Origin of the sequence: Thalassobaculum litoreum DSM 18839, from assembly GCF_900102465.1 — a bacterium.
In the GTDB taxonomy this organism is placed as follows: domain Bacteria; phylum Pseudomonadota; class Alphaproteobacteria; order Thalassobaculales; family Thalassobaculaceae; genus Thalassobaculum; species Thalassobaculum litoreum.
In genome coordinates this window covers 39,044-61,226 of sequence record NZ_FNBW01000011.1, presented here as the reverse complement: position 1 = coordinate 61,226, position 22,183 = coordinate 39,044, and the positions used below count along the sequence as shown (strand labels likewise).

The window sequence follows — 22,183 nt, the reverse complement described above, 5'->3', positions numbered from 1 at the left end:
AAGCAGCTTCGGGCGGCCGCGCAAAGAGACTTGCTGTCGCGCCGGTCCGCTCAGTCGATCGGTTCGCCCGGACGCGGGTCGATCGGCAGCTTGCCGGCGAGGCCGGTCAGGTCCTCCAGCAGGGCGGCCGCCGCCAGCAGGCCGGCATCGTCGTGCGGCTTGCCGACCACCTGGATGCCGACGGGACGCCCGTCGTCGGTGAAGCCGGCCGGCAGGGAGAGCGACGGGCAGGCGGTCAGGGTGATCGACGATGTGGTCATCGAGGCGGCGATGTAGTTGTCGAACTTCACCCCGTCGACGCCGTCGATCCGGGTCTTGTCGACGTCGTAGGGCGGCAGCACGGTGACCGGCAGCAGCAGCAGGTCGTAGGTCTCGAAGAAGTCGGCGACGCGGCGGTAGAAGGCGGCCCGTTCCCGCTCGGCCCAGGCGATCTCCTCCGGCGACAGGGCGAGACCCTTCTCGGTGTTCCAGATGATGTCCTGTTTGATCCGGTCGCGGTGGGTCTTCAGCCGCTCGCCGTGGTTCACCACGAAGATCATGGCCCGCAGGATCTGGAACGCCTCGCCGATTCCGCCCATCTCCGGGCAGGCTTCCTCGACCGGAATCCCAAGCTTTTCGAAGTTGCGGACCGCATCGCCGATCACCCCACGCACCGCCTTGGAGATCGGGGCGATACCGCCGAGATCGGCGGAGAAGGCGACCCGCTTCGGCCACCACGCCTTCTTGTCGGCGAGGGCCGCGTCCACCGTGCCGACGAAGCTGCGGTCCGGGGCCGGGCGGCTCATCGGGTCGCGCGGGCATTGGCCGGCCATGGTGTCCAGGAACAGGGCGATGTCCGGCACGTTGCGCGCCATCGGCCCTTCCACCGAGCTGGGGCTGAACAGGTTGTTGACGGTGCCGCGCGTCACCCGGCCGGGCGAGGGACGCAGGCCGACGACGGAGGTATGGGCCGCCGGGCCGCGCAGGGAGCCGCCATGGTCCGAGCCGTGGGCCAGCCAGACCTCGCCCGTGGCCAGCGCCACCGCCGCCCCGCCGGACGATCCGCCCGGGGTGAGGGAGGTGTTCCAAGGGTTGCGGGTCTTGCCGAAGACCTCGTTGTAGGTGTTGCCGCCGGCACCGAATTCCGGGGTGTTCGACTTGGCGATGACCAGTCCGCCGCGTTCCTCGATCTTCTCGACCAGGGGATGGGAGCTGTCCGGCACGTGGTCGGCATAGATCGGCGAGGCGTAGGTGGTGCGCACGCCCTTCACGTCCATCAGGTCCTTGATCGCCACCGGCAGGCCGGCGAGCCAGCCGGGCTCGCCCTTGCCGGCGCGCTCGGTCAGGGTCTTGGCGGCTTCGCGGGCGCGGTCCAGACACAGGGTCGGCAGGGCGTTGACCGCCGGCTCGACCTCGGCGATGCGGGCGGCGGCGGCGTCGATCAGCTCCAGCGGCGTGACCTCGCCCAGGTCCAGCAGCCGCACCGCCTCGCGCGCCGTCAGCTTCGTCAGTTCGGTACTCGCCGCCATCGTCTTCCCCTGCATGTGAGGAGGAAACTCAAGCAAGCGCAGGCCGGGGGGTAAAGATGCCAAATCGGCAGGACAGGATGCGGGCGCGGAACCCGGCTTGTGGCCGCCGGAACAGGCTCCTATCGTCGCCCGATACCGAAAATCATAATCGTGAGGAAACAGCCGTGACCGCTCCCGAAAGACTGCGCGCCCTCCTGGCCGAGCCGGGTTTCATCGTCATGCCGGCGGCCTGGGACGGTCTCTCCGCCAAGCTCGCCGCCCAGGCCGGGTTCAAGACGGCATTCCTGTCCGGCTCCTGCGTGGCGGCGAGCCGCCTCGGCGGTCCGGACCTGGATTTGGTGTCCTTCGGCGAGATGTTCGACTCGTTCAACATGGTCCATGCCGCCGCCCCCGAGACGCTGGTGCTGGCCGATGGCGACCACGGCTACGGCAATGCGATGAACGTGCAGCGCACGGTGCGGGCCTATGGCCGGGCCGGTGCCGCCGCCGTGCTGATCGAAGACAAGATCACCCCGAGGGCGCTCACCGCCGCCGGCAAGCCCTGCCTGTCCCGCGACGAGGCCCGGATGAAGATCCGCGCGGCCGTGGAGGCCGCGAAGGAATCCGGCATCCTGGTCCTGGCCCGCACCGACTGCCGCCCGACCCAGGGCATCGACGAGGCCGTCGCCCGGATCGAGATGTATGTGGAGGAGGGGGCCGACATCCTGTTCCTCGACTCGCCTGCCGACAATGACGAGATCCGCCGCGCGGTGGAGGCGGCCGACGGGCGGCCGTCCTTCTCCGTGCTGTCTCCGGGCGCGCCGCGCGCCTGCCCGAGCCAAACCGAGGCGGCGGAACTGGGCTTCAAGATCGGCACCTACCCGACCGGCATGCTGTCCCCGGCCATCGCCGGCATGAAGGCGGGTCTGGCCGCCCTCGCCGCCGGCCAGGCTGAAACCTCCAGCGCTCTCACCCCGGCGGAGTTCCGCGACACACTGGGCTACGGCGAGTACGACAGCCAGGCCAAGCCGTTCATCGTGCCGGCCTGACCGTCGCGGGTTCGTCCGCTGGGGCGTGACAGCCTCAGCGGATGAACTGGTCCACGTAGTCGGCGCTGAGGCCGACTTCCTCGAAGTGCTTGCGGCACATGTCGATCTTGGTGAACACGTCCTCGTAGCCGATCGGCTTGCCCCAGGGGTCGCAGTAGGACATCACGCCGTTGACCTGGAAGTAGGTGATCATCTCGTCCACGTCGTCCGGCACGACGAGAGTGTGGGTCTCGCCCGGCGGCTCGTAGACATAGCCGCCTTCCTCGGCGACCCAGTCATGCTCCAGGTAATACCAGCGGCCCTTCAACACGAAGCCGTGCACCGCGTTCGGATGCCGGTGGCGCGACAGCACGCCCGACTTGGTGACCTTCAGCAGGTTCATCCAATAGCCCTGGGAGGCGTTGAGGCAGAGCGGCCGGAAGAACACGTTCTCCGCCTGCTTGACCCAGAGCCGGTCGTCCGTCGGGATCGCGGCGGGGACGACGATCTCTTGCTGGGCTTCCTTGGGAAAGGGAAGCTGGTAGGGGACCATCGGGTCCTTGTCTGCGGATTCCAAAGGCATGGCTGTCTCTCCGTGTTTTTGATTGTCGGTCGAGTCTGTGTCGGTCACATGGCCGCGTAGCCGCCATCCACGTTCAGGATGGTGCCGGTGATGAAGGAAGCGGCGTCGCTCGCCAGGAACAGGGCCGGGCCCGCCAGTTCCTCCGGCTGACCCCAGCGGCCCATCGGCGTGCGGCCGGTGATGGCGGCGTTACGGGTCTCGTCGGCCCGCAGATTGACGGTCAGCGGCGTGGCGATCCAGCCCGGTGCCAGCGCGTTCACCCGGATGCCGTCGGCGGCATAGGCGATGGCCAGCGACTTGGTGAGCTGCGCCACCCCGCCCTTCGACGCGGAATACCCCGGCACCAGCCCGCCGCCGAAATAGCTCAGCATGGAGGCGATGTTGATGATGCAGCCCTTGGCCGACGCCAGCGTCGGTCGCATGGCGGCGCACATCCGCATGGTGCCGTTCAGGTTGATGTCGATCACCTGGGCGAAGACCTCCGGCTCCAGCTCCTCGCCCCGCCGGATCACCCCGGCGGCATTCACCAGCACGTCGAGCCGGTCGTGGCCGGCGGCGAGATCGGCGATCGCCGCTGTGTCGGTGACGTCGAGGGTGCGGAAGGACAGGTTCGCCTCCGGCTCCGGCAGGGTGCCGAGACCGGCGCCGGTGACCGATTGGCCGGCTGCCGCGAAGCCCCGGGCGATGGCGAGGCCGATGCCGCTGGTGCCTCCGGTGACGAGGACGGAGCGAGACGCGGGCGCGGATCCGGTTGACATGATCGGTTTGTCCATATTATGGATTAATATCTACTTTATGAGAATTTGCATGGAGCCGCAGCGCTGTCAATTCCCGCTGATCGGTCGATGCAATGTGCGCAGGAGCAGGCGATGAAGCCGGGACCGGTCCAGGGCGCGCAGAGTTTCTCGCGCAGCATGGCGGTGCTGCAATGCGTGGCGGATGATCCAAGCGGGCCGAGCGTGGCTGAGCTGGCGCGCCGGCTCGAGCTGACCCGGCCGACCCTCTACCGCATCCTCGCCTCGCTGGAGGCCGAGGGGCTGATCCGGCAGGGCCGGGATAGGCGCTATGTCCTCGGCAGCCGGCTGATCGGCCTCGCCCACCGGGCGCTGGCCCAGCAGGACATCCGCGCGCTCGCCCGTGGCAGGCTGGAGGCGCTCCGGGACGAGACGGGAGAGACGGTGCACCTCGCGGTGCGGATGCTCGACGAGATGGTCTATATCGACAAGGTGGAGAGCCCGGAACTGGTCCGCATGGCCTCCACCGTTGGGACGCGGGTGCCGTTCCATACGAGTTCGGTCGGCAAGGCGTTCCTGGCGGCCCTGCCGACGGCGGAGGCCGAGGCGCTGATCGGCCGGCTGGAGCTGGCCGCGGTGACCGACAGGTCGGTGACCGACCGGGACACCCTGCACGCCCGGATCGAGACCGCCCGCCGCCTCGGCTACAGCGCCGACGAGGAGGAGAACGAGACGGGGATCGTCTGCTTCGGGTCGGCGATCCGCGATGCGGCAGGCCTGCCGGTAGCCAGCGTCAGCGTGTCGGTGCCGAACTTCCGGCTCCGGGCGGATCGCGCCGCGTACTGGCGCCCGCTGCTGGAGCGCTGCGCGGCGATCTCACGGCAACTCGGTGGGTGAGCGGGAGGGGTGCCCCGTGCCTCAAAATCCCCGTCTTCCCGGCCTTGCGCCGGGATCCAGCCATCCGCTTGACGGAACCGTCGAGAAAGCTTCGGAAGCGCTCCTGCGTGCTGCACCCCCGGTCCCGGCGCGAGGCCGGGAAGACGATCGGGTGGGGCGTGCGCTTCTACCCCCGCGCCACGATCGCCTGCCACACACGCTCCGGCGTCGCCGGCATCTGGATGTGGTCCACTCCCAGAGGCGACAGCGCGTCCACCACCGCATTGATCACCGCCGGCGGGGCGGCGATGCAGCCGGCCTGGCCGACACCCTTCGCCCCAAGCGGATTGGCGCCGGTCGCCTCGCCGGCGAAGGTCACGTCGAACATCGGCAGGTCGACCGCCCGCGGCAGGGCGTAATCCATAAGCGAGCCGCTGAGCAGCTGGCCGCTGTCCGGGTCGTAGGCGATCCGCTCGCCCAGCGCCTGGCCGATGCCCTGGACCACGCCGCCATGGAGCTGACCCTCGGAGAGCTGCGGGTCGACGATGGTGCCGTAGTCGTCCACCGCGATGTAGCGGGCGAGGGTCACGTGCCCGGTGTCCGGATCGATCTCGACCTCGGCGATGTGGCAGCCGCCGGGGAAGGTGAAGGGCACGTCCCGGCGGAACACGGCCGTGTCGAGCCCCTTCTCGGAGGTTTCGGGTGAGGCGTCGCTGCTGCGCGCGGCCGCGGCGACCTCCAGGAGCGACACAGACCGGTCGTCGGCGCCGGCGCTGAACCGGCCGTCGGCGAAGGTGACCGTCTCCGGATCGGCCTGCAGCAGCCGGGCGGCCAGCGGCACCGCCTTCTCCAGCATAGCGTCCATCGCCAGCATCAGGGTTCCGGCGCCCATATGCATGGTGCGCGCGCCGCCATGGCCGGCGCCGGTGCGGGTGGCGAAGGTGTCGGCCTGCACGAAGCGGAAGGCGTCCATCGGCAGGCCGAGGCGTTCGGCGGCGAGGCGGGTGAAGACCGTCTCGTGCCCCTGGCCGTTGGACTCCGTACCGGTGGCCAGTTCCACCTTGCCGTCGGCGGCGAAGCGCACCTCCACCTCCTCCTGCGGCGCCCCGCGGGAGCTTTCCAGGAAGCAGGCGATGCCGAGACCGAGCAGCTTTCCGGACCGGGTGGCCTCCTGGCGCCGCGCCTCGAAGCCGTCCCGGTCGGCCAGGGCGACCGCGTCGTCGAGATTGCCCCGGAACCGGCCGCAGTCGAGCACCGCGCCGAGCGCCTTGGGGTAGGGGAAGGTATCGACGATGTTGCGGCGGCGCAGGTCCACCGGGTCGAAGCCGCAGCGCCGGGCGGCGGCGTCGATCAGCCGTTCGATGACGAAGTTCGCCTCCGGCTTGCCGGCGCCGCGATAGGCGTCGACCGGGGCGGTGTTGGTGAAAACGCCGCGGCTGCGCATGTGGATCGCCGGGATCCGGTAGACGCCGCCCATGGCCGTCGATGCCGCGTTGGTGGAGGCGTTCGGCCCGCCGCTGGAGAGATACGCGCCCATATCGGCGACCATGTCCACGTCCAGCGCCAGGAAGTCGCCTTCGGCATCGAGGGCCAGGCGGGCTTGGGAGGTCACCGCGCGACCGTGGATCGAGCCGGCCAGTTCCTCGCCGGTGGTCGCGAGCCAGCGCACCGGCCGTCCGGTCCTGCGCGCGGCCCAGAGCAGGCAGACCCATTCGGCGAACAGGAAGTTCTTCAGCCCGAACCCGCCGCCCACGTCGTCGGCGCGCAGATGAAACTGCTCGGCCGGCAGCCCGAAAACCGGCCCGGCGACGTCGGCGCGGATGCCGTGCAGCCCCTGGCCTGTGAGATCCATGGCGAAGCATCCGGTGTCAGCGTCGTAGTCGGCGACTGCCGCCCTGGGCTCCAACGGGAAGGCGGAGACCCGGTGGTTGTCCAGGTCGAGTTCGACCACATGGGCGGCCCTCTCCATCGCCGCCGCCACCGCCTCGGCATCGCCCTTGGCGAAGCGGTAGGCGCAGTTGCCGGTCGCCTGCGGCCAGATCAGCGGCGCGCCCTCGGCCTCGGCGGCGGCAGGGTCCGCGACGGTCGCCAGCTCGCCGTAGTCGATGGTCACGGCTTCGGCCGCATCGGCGGCGGCCTCCGCGCTGTCGGCGACGATGAGCACCACCGGCTCGCCCACATAGCGCACCCGGTCGACCGCCAGTGCGTGGTGCGGCGGGATGATGATCGGCTCCTGCGTCGCCGCGACCACGCTGCAGGGCATCGGGCCGATGCCGTCGGCCACCAGATCCGCGCCGGTCCACACGCCGATCACGCCGGGCATTTCCGCCGCCGATACGTCGATGCCGGCGATCTCCGCATGGGCGAGGTCGGCGCGCAGGAAGCGGACGTGAAGCTGGCCCGGGCGCTGCTGGTCGTCGACATACCGCCCGTTGCCGGTCAGGAAACGCTGGTCTTCAAGGCGCAGGGAGGGCTTGGCGGCGGCTGAGGTCGTCACGGTCGTTTCCCGAATTGGAGATCGCGCGGGTGAGGGGGAGCACCATAGCAGGAAAGTCCCGGCGGATAAGGGGGGGGGGCGCCGGACCGGCCTCGGCCATTCTCTGCGGCCGTTGCACAGAGGGCCCGGTCGCTCTAAACCGCTGGCGTCATTACCCGCTGGAGTTCCCATGAGCGCCGCATCCCAGACCTCCGACGACAAGCGGCTTGAGACCGCCCGCCGGGCCGCCGAAGAGGCCGGGCGTTTGGCCCGACGGTTCTTCGAGGACCGCGAGACCCTGCTGATCGAGGCCAAGGGGCCGCAGGACCTGGTCAGTGCGGCCGACCGGGAGGTGGAGGAGCTGATCCGTCGGGAGATCGCCCGCGACTTCCCCGACGACCGGGTGCTGGGCGAGGAGTTCGGTGCCGGCGGGTCGGACGGCGATAGCGCCACGGGATGGGTGGTCGATCCGATCGACGGCACCCAGAACTTCCTGCGCGGCATTCCCCAGTTCGTCGTCTCCATCGCCTATCGCCGCGACGGCGAGGCCAGGGTCGGGGTAATCCACGATCCCAATGCCGGCGAGACCTTCTGGGCCACGGCCGGGGGTGGCGCCTTCCGCGACGGCGCGCCGATCCGGGTGACACAGGCGACCCGGCTGGAGGCGGCCGTGATCGGCGTCGGCCACTCGCCGCGCCACGAGCCCGACGTCTTCAACCGCACCATCACCGCGCTGATCGACGCCGGTGCGCAGACCCGCAACTACTGCTGTGCGGCGATCCAGCTCGCCTATGTGGCCGACGGCCGGCTCGATGCGACCTGGGACCCGTATCTGCTGGACTGGGACGTGGCCGCCGGCATGCTGATCGTGCGCGAGGCCGGCGGCGACGGCGTGCCGTTCCGGCCTGGACGCAAGGGGCCGCATGCCGACACGCTGATCGCGGGGACGTCGGGGGTGCTGGCGGAGTGCCGGCGCCGGACCCGGATGTTCGACGACTGAACAAGGGACCGACATGTTCTACGAACCCCGCAGCGGGCACGGCCTGCCGCACGATCCGTTCAAGGCCATCGTCGCCCCGCGGCCGATCGGCTGGATCTCTACCGTCGACAGGGACGGGCGGAACAACCTGGCGCCCTATAGCTTTTTCAGCGCCATCAACACCAACCCACCGATGGTGAGCTTCACCAGCGAAGGGCTGAAGGACAGTCCGGTCAATGCCCGGGACACCGGCGAGTTCGTCTGCAACCTCTCCACCCTGGGGCTGGCGCAGGAGATGAACGCGTCGTCCGGCCCGGTGGGGGCCGAGGTCGACGAGTTCGAGCTGGCCGGGCTCGAGACCGCGCCGTGCCGGCTGGTCCGTCCGCTGCGGGTCGCCGCGTCGCCGGCTGCGCTGGAATGCAAGGTCACCGATTTCATCCAGCTCAAGAACCTCCAGGGCGAGCCGACGTCCCGCTACATGGTTCTGGGCGAGGTGGTCGGCGTCCATATCGACGAGGTCTATCTGAAGGACGGGCTGTTCGACACGGCTGCCGCCCAGGCGCTGGCGCGCTGCGGCTACATGGATTACGCGGCGGTCACCGAGGTCTTTGCGCTGCGCCGGCCCGACGCGGCGGAGTGACGGACCTCAGAACGGGTCGTTGGCCGGATTCCGCCTGTCCTGGCTGCCCAGTTCCAGCGACCACCGCTGCATCAGTTCAACGTCCGGCAGGTCGGCCGAGGCGGCGGTGAATATGGGTGACTGACCCCGGGCGTGTTGGGCCTGGGCGGCCTCGCGGACCTCGCTGGGCGTCATGCCGAACTCGTCGCGGAAGCGGGTGGCGAAATGGCTCGGACTGGTAAAGCCGTAATCCAGGGCGATGTCGAAGATCCCGCGCTTCATCTGGGTCTCGCTGCTCAGCGCCGTGAAACAGGCCAGCAGCCGGCGGCGCAGGATGTAGCCCCGCACGCCGCCCTCGTCCTGGAACAGCCGGTACAGGGTCGCCCGCGACATCCGGTACTTGGCGCAGATGCTGGCCACCCCCAGGTTCGGATCGCCCAGGTTCCGATCGATATGGCGTTGCACGGCAATGAAGGTGCCGTCGCGCGCATCGACGGAATGCGGATCCCCATTCGCGATCAGGACCTGCAGCAGACCGAACAGGGCCTGGCAGAGGATCGGCGCGTCGGCAGCTGATGCCGCCGGCAGCGTCTCGCGCAGGGAATGCATGAAATCGCCCAGCAGCCGTCCCGCGGTGCTGTCCAGTGCGAACAGAGGCCCATGCGTCTCATGCAGGCTCGGCAGGTGTTCCGCCACCATCAGCCGAGGCAGCGCGAGGGTCAGCGCCTCCGCGTCCGTGCAGGAGGAACGGACCTCGTAACCCAGATTGACGGAATTGATCATGCCGGGCGCCATGACGTAGGTCCGTCCGGCGTTCTCCACGTGGTTGGTACCCTGCAGGAAGAGTTGGATCGCCACCGGATCGGAGTCGTCGTTGCGTCGCAGCCATGCCGGATCGCGCACGTATTGCTGCTCCGACAGGTCGGTGTGGTAAAAATGGAAGCCGCCGGCGTTGTAGAAGTGAACCTTGGGCGCCCGGGTCGGCCGACGCGGATCGACCAGCGGCACCGAACGGAAATAATGCGAGATCCCCGTCCGCCAGCGCCAGAACAGCTCCTCGTTCGATAAAGTACCCGGAATAAGCGACACCGACGGCAGGGCTGAATCCAGCGCCATTTCGTCTTCCCCCAAAACGACGGGCAGGCCGGAATATCCATGCGCTGCCTTAGAGCCCCCACTCTTCGGCTATTCGTGGCACCCGTTGCCGGGTACCTGGGCACTGGTCGGGCTGTCTTCACGGCCCAAGGCTGGCCCGCCGACCGACATTCCCTCGATGTCGGTCCAATGCTGCGGATCAAGGCGGTGACTCAACCCAAACGCTGCATACGCGAGCATCCTCGATAATTGCGCGAAAGGTCAATATCCTTAAGCGCAGAAGGGCGGCTCCCGGCACGGCATTCTGCGTCCCGAAACCGTGCGCGGTGGTACAGATGACCGCTTGCTAGAATATGAACGATGGTTCATTATTCACCCCGAGCATCAGGAGGATACCAAGACTCATGACCATCGGATCGACTTCTGCCGCCAAGCGCGATGGCGCGGCCCAGTATGACGCCGTCATCATCGGCGCCGGGTTTTCCGGGATGTACCAGCTCCATCTGCTGCGCGACCGCCTCGGCCTGAACGCCCGGGTGATCGAGCGCGGGGACGGGGTCGGCGGGACCTGGTACTGGAACCGCTATCCCGGCGCGCGCTGCGATTCCGAGAGCCATTCCTACAGCTACTACTTCTCCGACGAGCTGCTGAAGGAGTGGGAGTGGTCGGAGCGCTATCCGCAGCAGCCGGAGATCGTGCGGTACCTGAACTTCGTGGCCGACAAGCTCGACCTGAAGCGCGACATCCAGTTCGACACCACGGTCACCGGCGCGGTCTACGACGAGAAGGCCAATCTGTGGCGGGTGTCCACCGACGACGGCGAGACGGTCTCGGCCAAGTACCTGATCACCGCGGTGGGCTGCCTGTCCTCGGCCAACGTGCCGGATATTCCCGGGCGCGATACGTTCAAGGGCAAGTGGTACCACACCGGCCAGTGGCCGCATGAGGGCGTGGACTTCACCGGCAAGCGGGTCGGCCAGATCGGCACCGGCTCGACCGGCATCCAGGCGGTGCCGGTGATCGCCGAGACCGCCAAGCACCTCACCGTGTTCCAGCGCACCGCGAACTACTCGATCCCGGCGCAGAATCACCCGCTGTCGGCCGAGTTCAAGGCCTGGGCGAAGGAGAATATCGACGAGATCCGCCAGACCATGCGGGCCTCGACCAACGGTCACCCGTTCCTGATCAACGAGCGCAAGGTGTTCGACGTCTCCGCCGAGGAGCGCCGCAAGATCTACGAGAAGGCGTGGGAGGTCGGCGGCCTGCGGTTCCGCGCGTCGTTCAATGACCTCCTGCTCGACAAGGCGGCCAACGACACGGCGGCCGACTTCCTGAAAAGCAAGATCGGCGAGATCGTGAAGGATCCGGAGACGGCCAAGAATCTGGCGGCGATCGATCACCCCTTCGCCACGAAGCGGCCGCCGATCGATACCGGCTATTTCGAAGCCTATAACCGGGACAATGTCAGCCTGGTGAACCTGCGCGACACGCCGATCGTCGAGATCACCGAGAACGGCGTGAAGACCACCGACGGGGAATACGAGCTCGACATCATCGTCTTCGCAACCGGCTTCGACGCCATGACCGGCTCGCTGCTGAAGCTCGGCATCGTCGGCCGCGACGGCGTGACCCTGAACAAGGCCTGGGAGGCGGGGCCGCGCACCTATCTGGGCATCCAGGCGGCCGGCTTCCCGAACATGTTCACGATCACCGGACCGGGAAGCCCGTCGGTGCTCTGCAACATGCCGGTCGCCATCGAGCAGCATGTGGAATGGGTCGCCGACTGCATCGAGACGATGGAGAAGGACGGCATCGACCGGATCGAGCCGACCGAGGAAGCGGTGACCGGCTGGGTCGACCATGTCAACGAGGTCGCCAACGCCACTCTGCTGCCGCAGGCCGGTCATTCCTGGTACCTGGGGGCCAACGTTCCGGGCAAGCCCCGGGTCTTCATGCCCTATGCCGGCGGCATGGCGCGGTTCCGCGGCATCTGCGACGAGGTTGCGGAGAAGGGCTATGAGGGCTTCGTGCTGTCCCGCGACAAAGCCGACAGCCAGGCCGAGGCGGTCAACGCCTGAGCCGAGGCCAGACCATCCAAATCCCTGAGGCCTGGTCCCCCCAATGCCAGGCCCCTGTCCTGGGTCAACGGAGGAGATTTCCGCCGTTGACCCTCTTTTTTGAGTTATTTAATCTATCGATCGATTAATTATGGAGACGAGTTTGGCGGCGACAGCCCAGGCGCGTAAGGCAGGACGCCCTCTCGGCGCGCCGGACACTCGCGAGGCCTGCCTTGAGGCGGCGGAGCGGCTGTTCGCGACCCAGGGCTTCGCCGCCACCGGCCTGCGCCAGATCGGCGCGGTGGCCGGCGTCTCCATCGCCACGCTGATCTACCATTTCGGCTCCAAGGAAAAGCTGTACGGCAAGGTGCTGGGACGGATCGCCGACAGCATCACGCCCTACATGCCGGAGCCGGACGGGTTCGAGCCTGATCTCGACGGCGTGGTGGCGATGGTCGAACGGTTCCTCGACTGGTCGCTGGACCACGGAGACTACGCGGCGCTGCTGCTGCGCGAGCTGATGGAGAACCCGTCGCGGGCGACCAAGGCGCGGCGCTGGTATCTGCTGCCGCTCATTGAAGCCTATGCGGCGGCGATCCGGGAAGGCCAGGCGAAGGGCCGGTTCGGGCCGTGCGATCCGGAGATGGTCGCGTTCTACCTCACCGGCGCGATCACCCATTTCCGGGCCTCCACCGTCACCATCCAGCAGATGCTGGCGTTGGAGAGCCGGGACGAGGCGGTCGACCGGTTCCGCGCCACTCTGCGCGCCAATGTGAAGGCGATGCTGCTGCCTGCCGAGGAATGACCCGGCCAAAGGGATGCGCCACGACATCCTGGGCCGCTTGGAGGAGGAAATGTCCGTGACGAGCGCCGCGCCGTCCGCCGAGACCTGCGTCCTGCGCTATGCCCTGGAGCGGCATGCCGCGACACGCGGCAACGACGTCTACGCGGTGTTCGAGGAGGGCGGAGGCTGGACCTTCGCCGAGACGCTGGCCCGGGTGCGCGCGACCGCGGCCGGGCTCCAGCGGCTCGGTGTCGGGCGGGGCGACGCGGTGCTGGTGGTAATGCCGAACGGAGCGTTCGGGCTGCGGGCGATGTTCGGTGCCAACTATATCGGCGCGGTCTCGGTGCCGGTGAACCCGGCCTATCGCGGCGCCATTCTGGAGCATGTGGTAGCGGATTCCGGAGCGACCGTCGCGGTCGTCCATCCCGACTGCCTCGACCGGCTGCTGGAAGTGTCCACCGCCGCGCTGACCCGCATCGTGGTGGCGGCGCCGGAACCGGGGCGGGAAGCGCCCGACGGCCTGGCCCTGTATGGCGAGGCCGTGCTGCTGGAGGAGGGACGCGAGCCCGAACCGCTGGACGCGCCGATCGCGCCCTGGGACACCCAGTCGATCATCTTCACCTCCGGCACCACCGGACGGTCGAAGGGCGTCCTGTCCTCCTACCTCCACTGCTACACGGCGATGAACCCGGACACCTGGACGTGCACCCGGGCCGACGACCGGCATCTGCTGCACATGCCGATTTTCCATATCGGCGGCGCCTTCATCGCGTCGATGGCGCTGTGCGTCGGCGCGTCCATCGCGGTGGTCGAGCGGTTCCGCACCGACGACTTCTGGCCGGTGGTGCGCCGGCTGGAGGTGACCTGCGTGTTCCTGCTCGGCGCGATGGCCACCTTCTTGCTGAAGCAGCCGCCGCGCGAGGACGACCGCGACCACCCGCTGCGGGCGGTGATGATCGTGCCGCTGGGGCAGGCCGGTCCGCCGTTCCGGGAGCGGTTCGGCGTCGATGTCTACACCCTGTTCAACATGACCGAGATCAGCACCCCGCTGATCTCGGGCGCCAACCCGGGCAAGCCGAACATCTGCGGGCGGCCGCGCGATGGCGTGGAGGTGCGGCTGGTCGACGCCAACGACATCCCGGTGGCCGACGGCATGCCGGGCGAGTTGATCATCCGCTCCGATGCGCCCTGGACCATGACCCACGGCTATCACGGCCGGCCGGAGGCGACGGCGGCCGCCTGGCGCAACGGCTGGTTCCATACCGGCGACATGTTCGTGCGCGACACCGACGGCGACTACCAGTTCGTCGACCGCCTGAAGGACGCGATCCGCCGGCGTGGCGAGAACATCTCCTCCTATGAGGTGGAGGTCGAGATCCTGGCCCATCCCGACGTGCGCGAGGCCGCCGTGGTGGCGGTGCCGAGCGACGTCACCGAGGACGAAGTGCTGGCCGTGCTAGCCCCGGTCGAGGGCCGGAGCATCGATCCGGCGGCCGTCATCGCCTTTCTGGAATCGCGCCTGCCGGGCTTCATGATCCCGCGCTACATCCGCATCGTCGACGCCCTGCCGAAAACGCCGACCGCCAAGGTCGAAAAACACGTCCTCCGCGCCGCCGGACTGACCCCGGATTGCTGGGATCGGGGCACCGGGCGCGACGCATCCCGTCGGCCGAAAATTGAAGGATCGTCTCCATGACCAAGCCCGTCATCCGGGTCTACACCGATTACAAGAGCCCCTACGCCTTCGTCGCGGTGGCGCCGACCTACGCCCTGGAGGACCGGTTCGACGTCGCCCTGGAGTGGCGGCCCTACACCCTGCGGATCGAGGAATATCTTGGAGCGGTTGAAACCCGCACCGAGCATTCCTGGCGGCGGGTGCGCTATTCCTACATGGATGCCCGGCGCTACGCCAACAAGCAGGGGCTCACCCTGAAGGGGCCGACGCGGGTCTATAACGGCTACTACGCCAATGCCGGGATGCTCTTCGCCCAGCGCGAGGGTTTCTTCCGGGCCTATAACGACACCGTGTTCGAGCGGTTCTGGAAGCGGGACCTGGATCTCGACGTGCTGGCCGAGATGTCGGCGCTGGTCGCCGATCTCGGGGGCGATGCGAGGGCCTACGAGGCCTATGTGGAAGGTCCAGGGCGGGCCGAGATGGACGCGGTCATCGCCGAGGCCGAGGCTCTGGGAGTCTTCGGTGTGCCGATGTTCGTGTTCGACGGTGAGTTGTTCTGGGGCGGCGACCGCATCGACCTGCTCTGCGAGCGCCTGCGGGAGCACGGGGTGGCCGAACGCGCTCCGGCTTAGGGCGGTGCGCGATCAATCGGGATGGGTAATTGGGCCGCGCTGACCGGCCGCAACCCCGATCGAAGCGGGGACGGAGGACGCCAATGAAATGACCCATGAGTCATTATTCATTGACCTTGACAGCCGGAGCGTTGGATCACCATGCTCCGGTCAATAAGACCACAAAAAAACCGAACCCTCGCCACGTACCGTGATGCAAGAGGGTCGTCATCAAGTGAGGATCGCAATGAAGAAGTCGTATTCCAGCCCGCGCCGGGGCCTCGATCGGCGCACCGTCCTGAAAGGTGCCGCCGCGGCTGCCGCCGTCGGTACCGGCATCACCGGCTTTCCTGCCTATCTGAAGGCTGCGAACACGCCGATCAAGATCGGCGTTCCGACCATCCTGTCGGGCCGCGTCGCCATTCTCGGCGAGTCCTCCGTCTCCGCCATCAATAACGAGATCCGCAAGATCAACGAAGCGGGTGGCATCGAAGGGCGCACGCTGGAGGCGGTGTTCCGTGATTCGCGCGGCAAGCCCGACGAGGCGGCACGCATGACCCGTGACCTCGTGAACAACGAGGGCTGCGAGATCATTCTCGACGCCGAGGCCTCGGGCGCGTCCTTCGCCGTCAACGAGGTGGTGCGGGACATGCAGCAGTTCTGCATCCACACCAACTCCGAAACCTCGTCGCTGACCGCCGATCCGAAGAACCAGGTCGACTGGGTCTTCCGCTCCTGCCGCCAGGGCATCCACGACGCCGTCGGCGGCGGTCTGGTCGCCGCCAAGGTGGTGAAGGAGAAGGGCCTGAAGAAGTGGGCCACCATCTCTCCGGACTATGCCTACGGCCGCGCCAACACCGAAGAGTTCATGGAATACGTGAAGCTCTTCGCGCCCGAGACCGAGGTGATCACCGAGACCTGGCCGAAGCTGTTCCAGCCGGACTACACCGAGAACGTGACCGCGCTGCTGAACGCCCAGCCGGAGGTGCTGTACTCCTGCCTGTGGGGCGGCGACCTCGTCGCGTTCTTCGACCAGGCCAGCCTCTACGGCCTGTTCGACCAGTTCACCGCCTTCGCGGTCAACCTGGGCGACTATCCGGTGCTTACGGCGATCAAGAGCCGTCCGGCCGGTGTGTATTCCGGTAGCCGCTACCACAAGGACATTCCGGATACCCCGGAGAACGAGGCCTGGTACGAGAGCTACATGGCCAATTCCGACGTGCTGCCGACCAACTGGGCCTGGCAGAACGCGGCGGCGGTGAACTTCGTCGCCGAGGCGCTGAAGAAGACCGGTGGCGACGCCGACACGATGAAGATGGCGGAGGCCACCGCCGGCCTGACCATCGACTCGCCGTTCGGCGTCGACGGCACGCTGACCATCCGCGAGGAGGACCACACGCTGGTCAACTATATGGTCGGCTATTCCAAGACCATCGTGGACGAGCCCTATGTGGTGGGCTTCGACCAGACCGCCTGGTCGGAGATCTACAAGCACGAGGCGGACTGGAAGAAGCGCAACGGCTACGCCTGATGCGCCGTTCGGGCGGAGGGACTGACCTCCGCCCGGATCTCTCCCGGGCGTCGGTCACAGGCCGGCGCCCGTCTCTGTTCGTTTCTGCGGATTGACCCTTATGATCGATTTTGACGCGCTTGCCGCCTGTCTGTCGACCTCGGCCTGCCTGGTGAACCAGGCGACGAGCGGACTGATCATCGGCATGCTGCTTTTCCTGGTGGCGTCTGGCGTCACGCTGATCTTCGGCGTGCTCCACGTCATCAATTTCGCCCATGGCAGCTTCTATATGATCGGGGCGTATTTCGCGTATACGACCTATGTGCTGACGGGGAACTACTTCCTCGCGGCCCTGGTCGGTGCGGTGGGCGCCGGTATTTGCGGCATCCTGTTCGAACGGCTGATCATCAGCCGTGTCTACGGCCAGAACCTGCTGATGCAGCTCCTGGTCTGCTACGCCTTCATCCTGATCGTCGACGACCTGGTGAAGATCATCTGGGGCGCGGAATACCTGGCCATGGGCATCCCGGCCGAGTTCCGCCTGCCGCCGCTGCGCTTCGCCGGCGGGTTCGTGCCGCCGTTCTATCTGTTCCTGGTCGGCATCGCCGTGTTCATCGGCGTCGGCTCGGTGCTTCTGGTCACCAAGACGCGTTTCGGCAAGATCGTGCGGGCGGCGGCGCTGAACGCGCCCATGGTCTCGGCGCTGGGCATCCGGGTGAACGTCTATTTCGCGCTGCTGTTCGGCTTCGGCTGCGCCCTGGCGGGTGTCGCCGGCGCCTTGGCCGCACCCGTGCGCTCGCTGACCCCGGGCATGGGTCTCGGCATTCTGGTGGAGAGCTTCATCGTCACGGTCATCGGCGGCATGGGGTCGATCCCCGGCGCCTTCCTGGCGGCCATCATCCTCGGTCTGACCCGCTCCATCGGCAGCGTCGGCTTCCCGCTCTTCGTTGACGGGGCGATGTTCATGATCATGGCGCTGGTGCTGATCTTCCGGCCGACCGGACTGCTGGGCCAGGGAGCGGTGCGATGAATCTCATTGTCCAGTTCCGGCGCGATCTGCTGATCGCCGCCGCCGCCCTTGTCGTGCTGGTCGCCATCGGCCTCGGCATCGAGCATGCGTGGCCGCGCGACTTCCTGACGGCGATCTTCGCCGCCGGCCTGCTGGCCATGTCGCTGAACATGCTGATCGGCTACACCGGTCTGGTGTCCTTCGGCCATGCGGCGTTCTTCGCGCTCGGCGGCTACATCTTCGGCCTGCTGCTGCAGTCCCAGGCCTTCACCGGCGCGATGGGAGCCGCCTCGGTGCCGCTGGCCCTGGTCGCGGCGGTGGTCGGCACCGGCCTGTATGCCGTGGTGATCGGCGCGATCTGCGTGCGGCTGACGGAGATCTACTTTGCCTTCCTGACGTTGGCCTTCCAGATGTTCCTGTACAGCGTGATCCTGAGCTGGGTCGACCTGACCGGCGGCGACCAGGGGCTGATGGGCGGCATCCCGCGCCCCGAGTTCCTGGGCATCGACCTGGGCGACCAGTATCACCGATACGTCTTCTGCGCGGTGCTGTTCGTGGTCTGCGTGATGATCATGCGGATCATGACCGAGAGCCCCTTCGGCTACACCCTGCGGATGATCCGAGACAACGCCACCCGGGCGGCCTTCCTGGGCGTCAACGTGACCCGGGTGAAGCTGATCTGCTTCGTGGTGTCGTCCTCGATCGCGGCGGTCGGCGGCGTGATCCTCGCCCTGTTCACCTCCGGCGCCTATCCGGAATGGGCGTTCTGGGCGCAGTCGGGCGAGGCGATCTTCATGATCATGCTCGGCGGGCTCAACGTCTTCCTCGGCCCGATCCTCGGCGCGGTGGCGCTGCGCATCCTGAACGACGTCGTTCAGATGTACACCTCGCACACCGAGATCGTGATCGGCCTGGTGATCATGTTCGTCGTGCTCGGTCTGCGCCGCGGCATTCTCGACTTCGTCAAGGACTGGTGGGTCGAGAAGCAGCAGGCGCGTCTGGCGGCGGAAAACCGGAATGGACGTGAAGGATGAGTGACGTGGGATCCCTGAAGGACCGCATCGCGGTCGTCACCGGCGGAGCCAGCGGCATCGGCGCCGCCTGTGCCCGGGTGATGGCGGCGCGCGGGGCGCGCGTTGTCGTCGCCGACGTGAATGAAGAGGCGGCGGCCAAGGTCGCGGGCGAGATCGGTGGCGTCGGCTATGGCGTCGACGTACGCGATGCCGACGCCATCGAGGCCCTTGCCGAGAAGAGCGAGCGCGAGGTCGGCCCGACCGACATCCTGGTGACCTCGGCCGGCATCGTGCAGCCGCCGCTGCCGCCGGAGGAGCTGTCGCTGGAGCTTTACGACAACGTGATCGCGGTGAACCTGCGCGGCACCTATCTGTGCGCCAAGGCCTACGGGCTGCGCATGGTGGCCCGGCGCAGCGGCTCGATCGTCACCATCAGCTCGGTCACGGCCGAGCGCTCGGTGCCGCTGCACGCCTACGCGCCGAGCAAGGCGGCGGTGACCAACATGACCATGAACCTGGCCGCCGAATGGGGCCGGGCGGGCATCCGGGTCAACACGGTGGAGCCGGGCTATACCCGCACCCCGGCGCTGCAGGATCAGATCGACCGGGGCCATCGCGACGTCACCCTGCTGGAGGAGAACTCCACGCTGGGCCGCATGGTCGAGCCGGAGGAGATCGCCAAGGCGGTCGCCTTCCTCGCCTCCGACGAAGCGTCCGCCGTCACCGGCATCGCGCTTCCGGTGGATGTCGGCTTCTTCAGCGCCGGCTCCTGGCATCCGTATGGCGGCGTGCGCCGACAGGGGAACCGCTGATGCTGCGCCTTGAGAATGTGGTCAAGTCGTTCGGCGGCGTGGTCGCCACCAACGACGTCTCCCTGAACTTTCCCGCGGGTTCGCTCAGCGCGGTGATTGGTCCGAACGGTGCCGGCAAGACGACGCTGTTCAACCTGGTCACCGGCCATCTGGTGCCGGATAGCGGGCGCATCCTGCTGGAGGAAGAGGATATCGTCGGCAAGGCGCCGGTGGATATCGTGCGCAAGGGCATCGGCCGCGCCTTCCAGATCGCCAGCATCTTCCCGAGCATGACGGTCGAGCAGTCGCTGATGTGCGCCGTCGCCTCGCATTTCCGGGAGTCCGAAGCGCTGCTGTCGGTGTTCCCGCCGACCAATGTGCGGCGGCGGACCGAGGAGCTGATCGAGCTGCTGGGCATGGGCTCGGTGGCCAAGCTGCTCAGCGCCAACATTTCCCACGGCGACCAGAAGCTGCTGGATATCGGCCTGGCCCTGGCGCTGGAGCCGAAGGTGCTGATGCTCGACGAGCCGACCGCCGGCATGGGCCCGGAGGAACGCTGGCAGATGATCGGCACCGTGCGTCGCCTGTGGGAGCAGGGGGGCATGACCCTGATCTTTATCGAGCACGACATGGACATCGTCTTCGAGGTCGCCCAGGGCATCACCGTGCTGAGCTACGGCGCCGTTCTGGCCCAGGGCACGGCGGACGAGATTCGCAATCATCCGGAGGTCGTCGAGGCCTATCTCGGAACGGAGACGACGGCGGAGGCCTCGCAATGACCGGCGGGACGAACGGCAGCACGGCCGGCGACGTGATCCTCAAGGTCGAGGGTATCGACGTCTTCTACGGCGCCTCCAAGATCCTGTTCGGCGTCGACCTGGAGGTCGGGCGCGGGCGCACCCTGGCCCTGCTCGGACGCAACGGTGCGGGCAAGAGCACGACCATGAAGGCCATCGCCGGCATCGCCAGGCCGCGCAAGGGCTCGATCACCATGGAAGGCCAGAACCTGGCCGGCGAACGACCCGACATCATCGCGCGGGCCGGCATCGGCTATGTGCCCGAGGACCGCCAAGTCTTCACCATGCACAGCGTCGAGGACAACCTTCTCATTGGCATGAAGAAGGGTATACGGGGGCAGGAGGACTGGACCCTGGAGCGGGTCTACGACACCTTCCCGATCCTGGCCCGCATGAAGGACCGCAGGGCCGGGCTGATGTCCGGCGGCGAGCAGCAGATGCTGACCATCGCCCGCACCCTGATGGGCAACCCGGACGTGCTTCTGCTGGACGAGCCGTCGGAAGGCCTGGCCCCGATCATCGTGCAGGCGATCGGCGACCTGATCCGCACCCTACGGGAGACCGGCGTCACCATCGTCCTGGCCGAGCAGAACATGCATTTCTGCCTCGGCATCTCCGAGGATGCGGCGGTGATCGACAAGGGACATATCGTCTACCGCGACACCATCGCCGGCCTGCGGGCCAACGAAGAGGTCACCAAGCGGTACCTGGCGATCTGACCCTTCTATCTCGGAAGCCGGGCCGTTCGGCTCAGGCTTCCGAGAACAGGCCCCGGCGCAGCATCTTCATATAGGCCTGGATCACATGCTCGGGCACCGGACCGGTGTGGCCGTTCCTGTCGCGGGCGTAGCGCATGGCGATATAGGCGCGCGAGGCCAGCAGCATATAGATGATCGCCTCCAGCTCGTTCTCGTCGAAACCCTGGATCTCGCCGCGCTGCACCGCCCGGCCGAGAGCGGCCTTGTAGCCCTCCACCAGGATGCGGAAATGCTCCGCGTGCGCCTCGGGTGCGAAGACCTCGGCCTCGTAGAGAATCCGATAGAAGGTCGGGTGGGTGTCGAGATAGCCGAAGAACGCCCGCAGCCGGGCCTCCTCGCGCGCCGGACCGGTGAGGTCGCGGGGCATGGAGGAGGCGATGTGGTCCAGCATCTGCCGGCCCATATACGGCAGCAGCCGGTTCAAGACATCCTGCCGGGATTCGAAATAGTTGTAGAAGGTTCCCTGGGCGACGCCGGCGAGCTGGGTAATCTTCGAGATCGAGGCATCGGCATAACCGTCGGTGCCGACCACCTGAGCCGCGGCTTCGAGAAGCAATCTGTAGGTCTCGCGTGCCTTCTCCTCGCGCGACATGCGACGCGGTTGGGTGGGGCGAAGGGAAAGAGAGTCCGCCATCGATATGTCGGCGCTTCCTAATGCACTGTTATTTCATTCGTATATTAACAGAAGAGCGCCGGAAGTTGGGCTAAATTTGTAGCCCGGCGAGGGCGATATCGTCTCTCTTTCCCGTCCTTCGTCATCCCGGACGACCCCGGGCTTCGACCCGGGGGCGGACCGGGACCTTGCCCGTGCCCTCTGGGTCCCGGCCCGAGCCCGGATCAGGTCCGGTCTCGTCCGGGACGACGGTGGAGGTGGGGAAATTGTGGGGCGGGAGGCGTTAGCTGAGCCCGGCAACCGACACTCAGTTGGTCAGGTTGTTCAGCACCTTGGTGTCGTGGCCCGGCCAGATCGGCCCCGCTGCGGACTCGAGCGTATCGATCTCCTGCGGTGTCGCGCGATCGACCCGGTAGAGCTTCTCGTCGGCGAAGGCGCTGTGGTCATGGGCGCTTTCGTTGCCCACATGGCCGGTCACGTTGCGGCTGTCCCAGGCTGTGGCGGCGACGATCGCCTCGCCCGAGGTCGGCGCCTCGACGAACAGGGTCTGCGCGATTTCCCGGTCGAGCCAGCGCGGATCCTCGGCATGGGCGACGGGGCTGAATTTCCAGACGATCCGATCGGTCATAGGGTCCTCCTGGTCGTGTGGCGTCAAAGTCTCACGTTAGGAAACGGACGGTCGCAGCAC

The 22,183-nt window shown here is 67.4% G+C and carries 21 protein-coding genes; 14 read left to right on the top strand and 7 right to left on the bottom strand.

Annotation, left to right across the window (positions count from 1 at the left end; translation table 11 throughout):
* Positions 1–50: 50 nt before the first annotated feature.
* Positions 51–1,508: an amidase gene (locus BLS34_RS17520; protein WP_093152334.1), complete on the bottom strand. Its 1,458-nt coding sequence runs from the start codon at positions 1,506–1,508 to the stop codon at positions 51–53.
* A gap of 164 nt (positions 1,509–1,672) precedes the next feature.
* On the opposite strand from BLS34_RS17520, the gene BLS34_RS17515 reads away from it, so the two are divergent.
* Entirely contained in the window at positions 1,673–2,536 is an 864-nt protein-coding gene (locus tag BLS34_RS17515) for an isocitrate lyase/PEP mutase family protein (RefSeq protein WP_028792888.1), read from the top strand.
* A 34-nt stretch (positions 2,537–2,570) separates the two neighbouring features.
* On the opposite strand, the gene BLS34_RS17510 is transcribed toward BLS34_RS17515, so the two are convergent.
* The gene (locus BLS34_RS17510) at positions 2,571–3,098 is read right to left on the bottom strand and encodes a 2,4'-dihydroxyacetophenone dioxygenase family protein (protein WP_093152332.1); all 528 of its coding nucleotides are present in this window, start codon (positions 3,096–3,098) and stop codon (positions 2,571–2,573) included.
* Between the two features lie 44 nt (positions 3,099–3,142).
* Positions 3,143–3,856 carry an SDR family NAD(P)-dependent oxidoreductase gene (locus BLS34_RS17505; protein WP_038013296.1) on the bottom strand — a complete coding sequence of 238 codons (714 nt, stop codon included), beginning with the start codon at positions 3,854–3,856 and terminating at the stop codon, positions 3,143–3,145.
* Between the two features lie 111 nt (positions 3,857–3,967).
* On the opposite strand from BLS34_RS17505, the gene BLS34_RS17500 reads away from it, so the two are divergent.
* Positions 3,968–4,729, top strand: a complete 762-nt coding sequence (locus BLS34_RS17500) for an IclR family transcriptional regulator (protein ID WP_215906147.1) — start codon at positions 3,968–3,970, stop codon at positions 4,727–4,729.
* 166 nt (positions 4,730–4,895) lie between these two features.
* Here the strand turns inward: BLS34_RS17500 and BLS34_RS17495 are convergent, their stop codons facing one another.
* Positions 4,896–7,205 carry a xanthine dehydrogenase family protein molybdopterin-binding subunit gene (locus BLS34_RS17495; RefSeq protein ID WP_175474271.1) on the bottom strand — a complete coding sequence of 770 codons (2,310 nt, stop codon included), beginning with the start codon at positions 7,203–7,205 and terminating at the stop codon, positions 4,896–4,898.
* Positions 7,206–7,374: 169 nt separating this feature from the next.
* Between BLS34_RS17495 and BLS34_RS17490 the strand changes: the two genes are divergently transcribed.
* Together BLS34_RS17490 and BLS34_RS17485 are read left to right on the top strand one after the other, a co-directional pair.
* Positions 7,375–8,184, top strand: a complete 810-nt coding sequence (locus BLS34_RS17490) for an inositol monophosphatase family protein (protein WP_028792883.1) — start codon at positions 7,375–7,377, stop codon at positions 8,182–8,184.
* Between the two features lie 13 nt (positions 8,185–8,197).
* Positions 8,198–8,803, top strand: a complete 606-nt coding sequence (locus tag BLS34_RS17485) for a flavin reductase family protein (RefSeq protein ID WP_093152324.1) — start codon at positions 8,198–8,200, stop codon at positions 8,801–8,803.
* Positions 8,804–8,809: 6 nt separating this feature from the next.
* Here the strand turns inward: BLS34_RS17485 and BLS34_RS17480 are convergent, their stop codons facing one another.
* On the bottom strand, positions 8,810–9,898 hold the full coding sequence (locus BLS34_RS17480) for a helix-turn-helix domain-containing protein (protein ID WP_093152321.1): 1,089 nt from the start codon (positions 9,896–9,898) through the stop codon (positions 8,810–8,812).
* Between the two features lie 383 nt (positions 9,899–10,281).
* Here BLS34_RS17480 and BLS34_RS17475 point away from each other — a divergent pair, with 383 nt between their 5' ends.
* The 10 genes from BLS34_RS17475 (at position 10,282) to BLS34_RS17430 (ending at position 20,843) form a co-directional block, all read left to right on the top strand.
* The gene (locus BLS34_RS17475; RefSeq protein WP_093152318.1) at positions 10,282–11,955 is read left to right on the top strand and encodes a flavin-containing monooxygenase; all 1,674 of its coding nucleotides are present in this window, start codon (positions 10,282–10,284) and stop codon (positions 11,953–11,955) included.
* A 142-nt stretch (positions 11,956–12,097) separates the two neighbouring features.
* On the top strand, positions 12,098–12,739 hold the full coding sequence (locus BLS34_RS17470; RefSeq protein ID WP_175474270.1) for a TetR/AcrR family transcriptional regulator: 642 nt from the start codon (positions 12,098–12,100) through the stop codon (positions 12,737–12,739).
* Between the two features lie 49 nt (positions 12,740–12,788).
* The gene (locus BLS34_RS17465; protein ID WP_093152546.1) at positions 12,789–14,414 is read left to right on the top strand and encodes an AMP-binding protein; all 1,626 of its coding nucleotides are present in this window, start codon (positions 12,789–12,791) and stop codon (positions 14,412–14,414) included.
* Positions 14,411–15,025 (top strand): 2-hydroxychromene-2-carboxylate isomerase, encoded by a 615-nt coding sequence (locus BLS34_RS17460; RefSeq protein WP_093152313.1) that lies wholly within the window; start codon positions 14,411–14,413, stop codon positions 15,023–15,025. The genes BLS34_RS17465 and BLS34_RS17460 overlap by 4 nt, the downstream gene beginning before the upstream one ends.
* Positions 15,026–15,251: 226 nt before the next feature.
* Complete coding sequence (locus BLS34_RS17455) at positions 15,252–16,535, top strand: ABC transporter substrate-binding protein (RefSeq protein ID WP_215906146.1); 1,284 nt, start codon at positions 15,252–15,254, stop codon at positions 16,533–16,535.
* 100 nt (positions 16,536–16,635) lie between these two features.
* Complete coding sequence (locus BLS34_RS17450; protein WP_245565541.1) at positions 16,636–17,544, top strand: branched-chain amino acid ABC transporter permease; 909 nt, start codon at positions 16,636–16,638, stop codon at positions 17,542–17,544.
* Entirely contained in the window at positions 17,541–18,557 is a 1,017-nt protein-coding gene (locus BLS34_RS17445; protein WP_028792874.1) for a branched-chain amino acid ABC transporter permease, read from the top strand. Before BLS34_RS17450 ends, BLS34_RS17445 begins: the two co-directional genes overlap by 4 nt.
* Complete coding sequence (locus BLS34_RS17440) at positions 18,554–19,348, top strand: SDR family NAD(P)-dependent oxidoreductase (protein ID WP_028792873.1); 795 nt, start codon at positions 18,554–18,556, stop codon at positions 19,346–19,348. Before BLS34_RS17445 ends, BLS34_RS17440 begins: the two co-directional genes overlap by 4 nt.
* Entirely contained in the window at positions 19,348–20,106 is a 759-nt protein-coding gene (locus BLS34_RS17435; protein ID WP_028792872.1) for an ABC transporter ATP-binding protein, read from the top strand. Before BLS34_RS17440 ends, BLS34_RS17435 begins: the two co-directional genes overlap by 1 nt.
* Positions 20,103–20,843, top strand: a complete 741-nt coding sequence (locus BLS34_RS17430; protein WP_051243647.1) for an ABC transporter ATP-binding protein — start codon at positions 20,103–20,105, stop codon at positions 20,841–20,843. The genes BLS34_RS17435 and BLS34_RS17430 overlap by 4 nt, the downstream gene beginning before the upstream one ends.
* Before the next feature lie 31 nt (positions 20,844–20,874).
* Here BLS34_RS17430 and BLS34_RS17425 read toward each other — a convergent pair whose 3' ends face one another.
* Both BLS34_RS17425 and BLS34_RS17420 read right to left on the bottom strand, forming a co-directional pair.
* Positions 20,875–21,438 (bottom strand): TetR/AcrR family transcriptional regulator, encoded by a 564-nt coding sequence (locus tag BLS34_RS17425; protein WP_245565540.1) that lies wholly within the window; start codon positions 21,436–21,438, stop codon positions 20,875–20,877.
* Positions 21,439–21,802: 364 nt separating this feature from the next.
* Positions 21,803–22,123, bottom strand: coding sequence for a hypothetical protein (locus BLS34_RS17420; protein ID WP_093152310.1), 321 nt, complete (start codon positions 22,121–22,123; stop codon positions 21,803–21,805).
* Between the last annotated feature and the right edge of the window lie 60 nt (positions 22,124–22,183).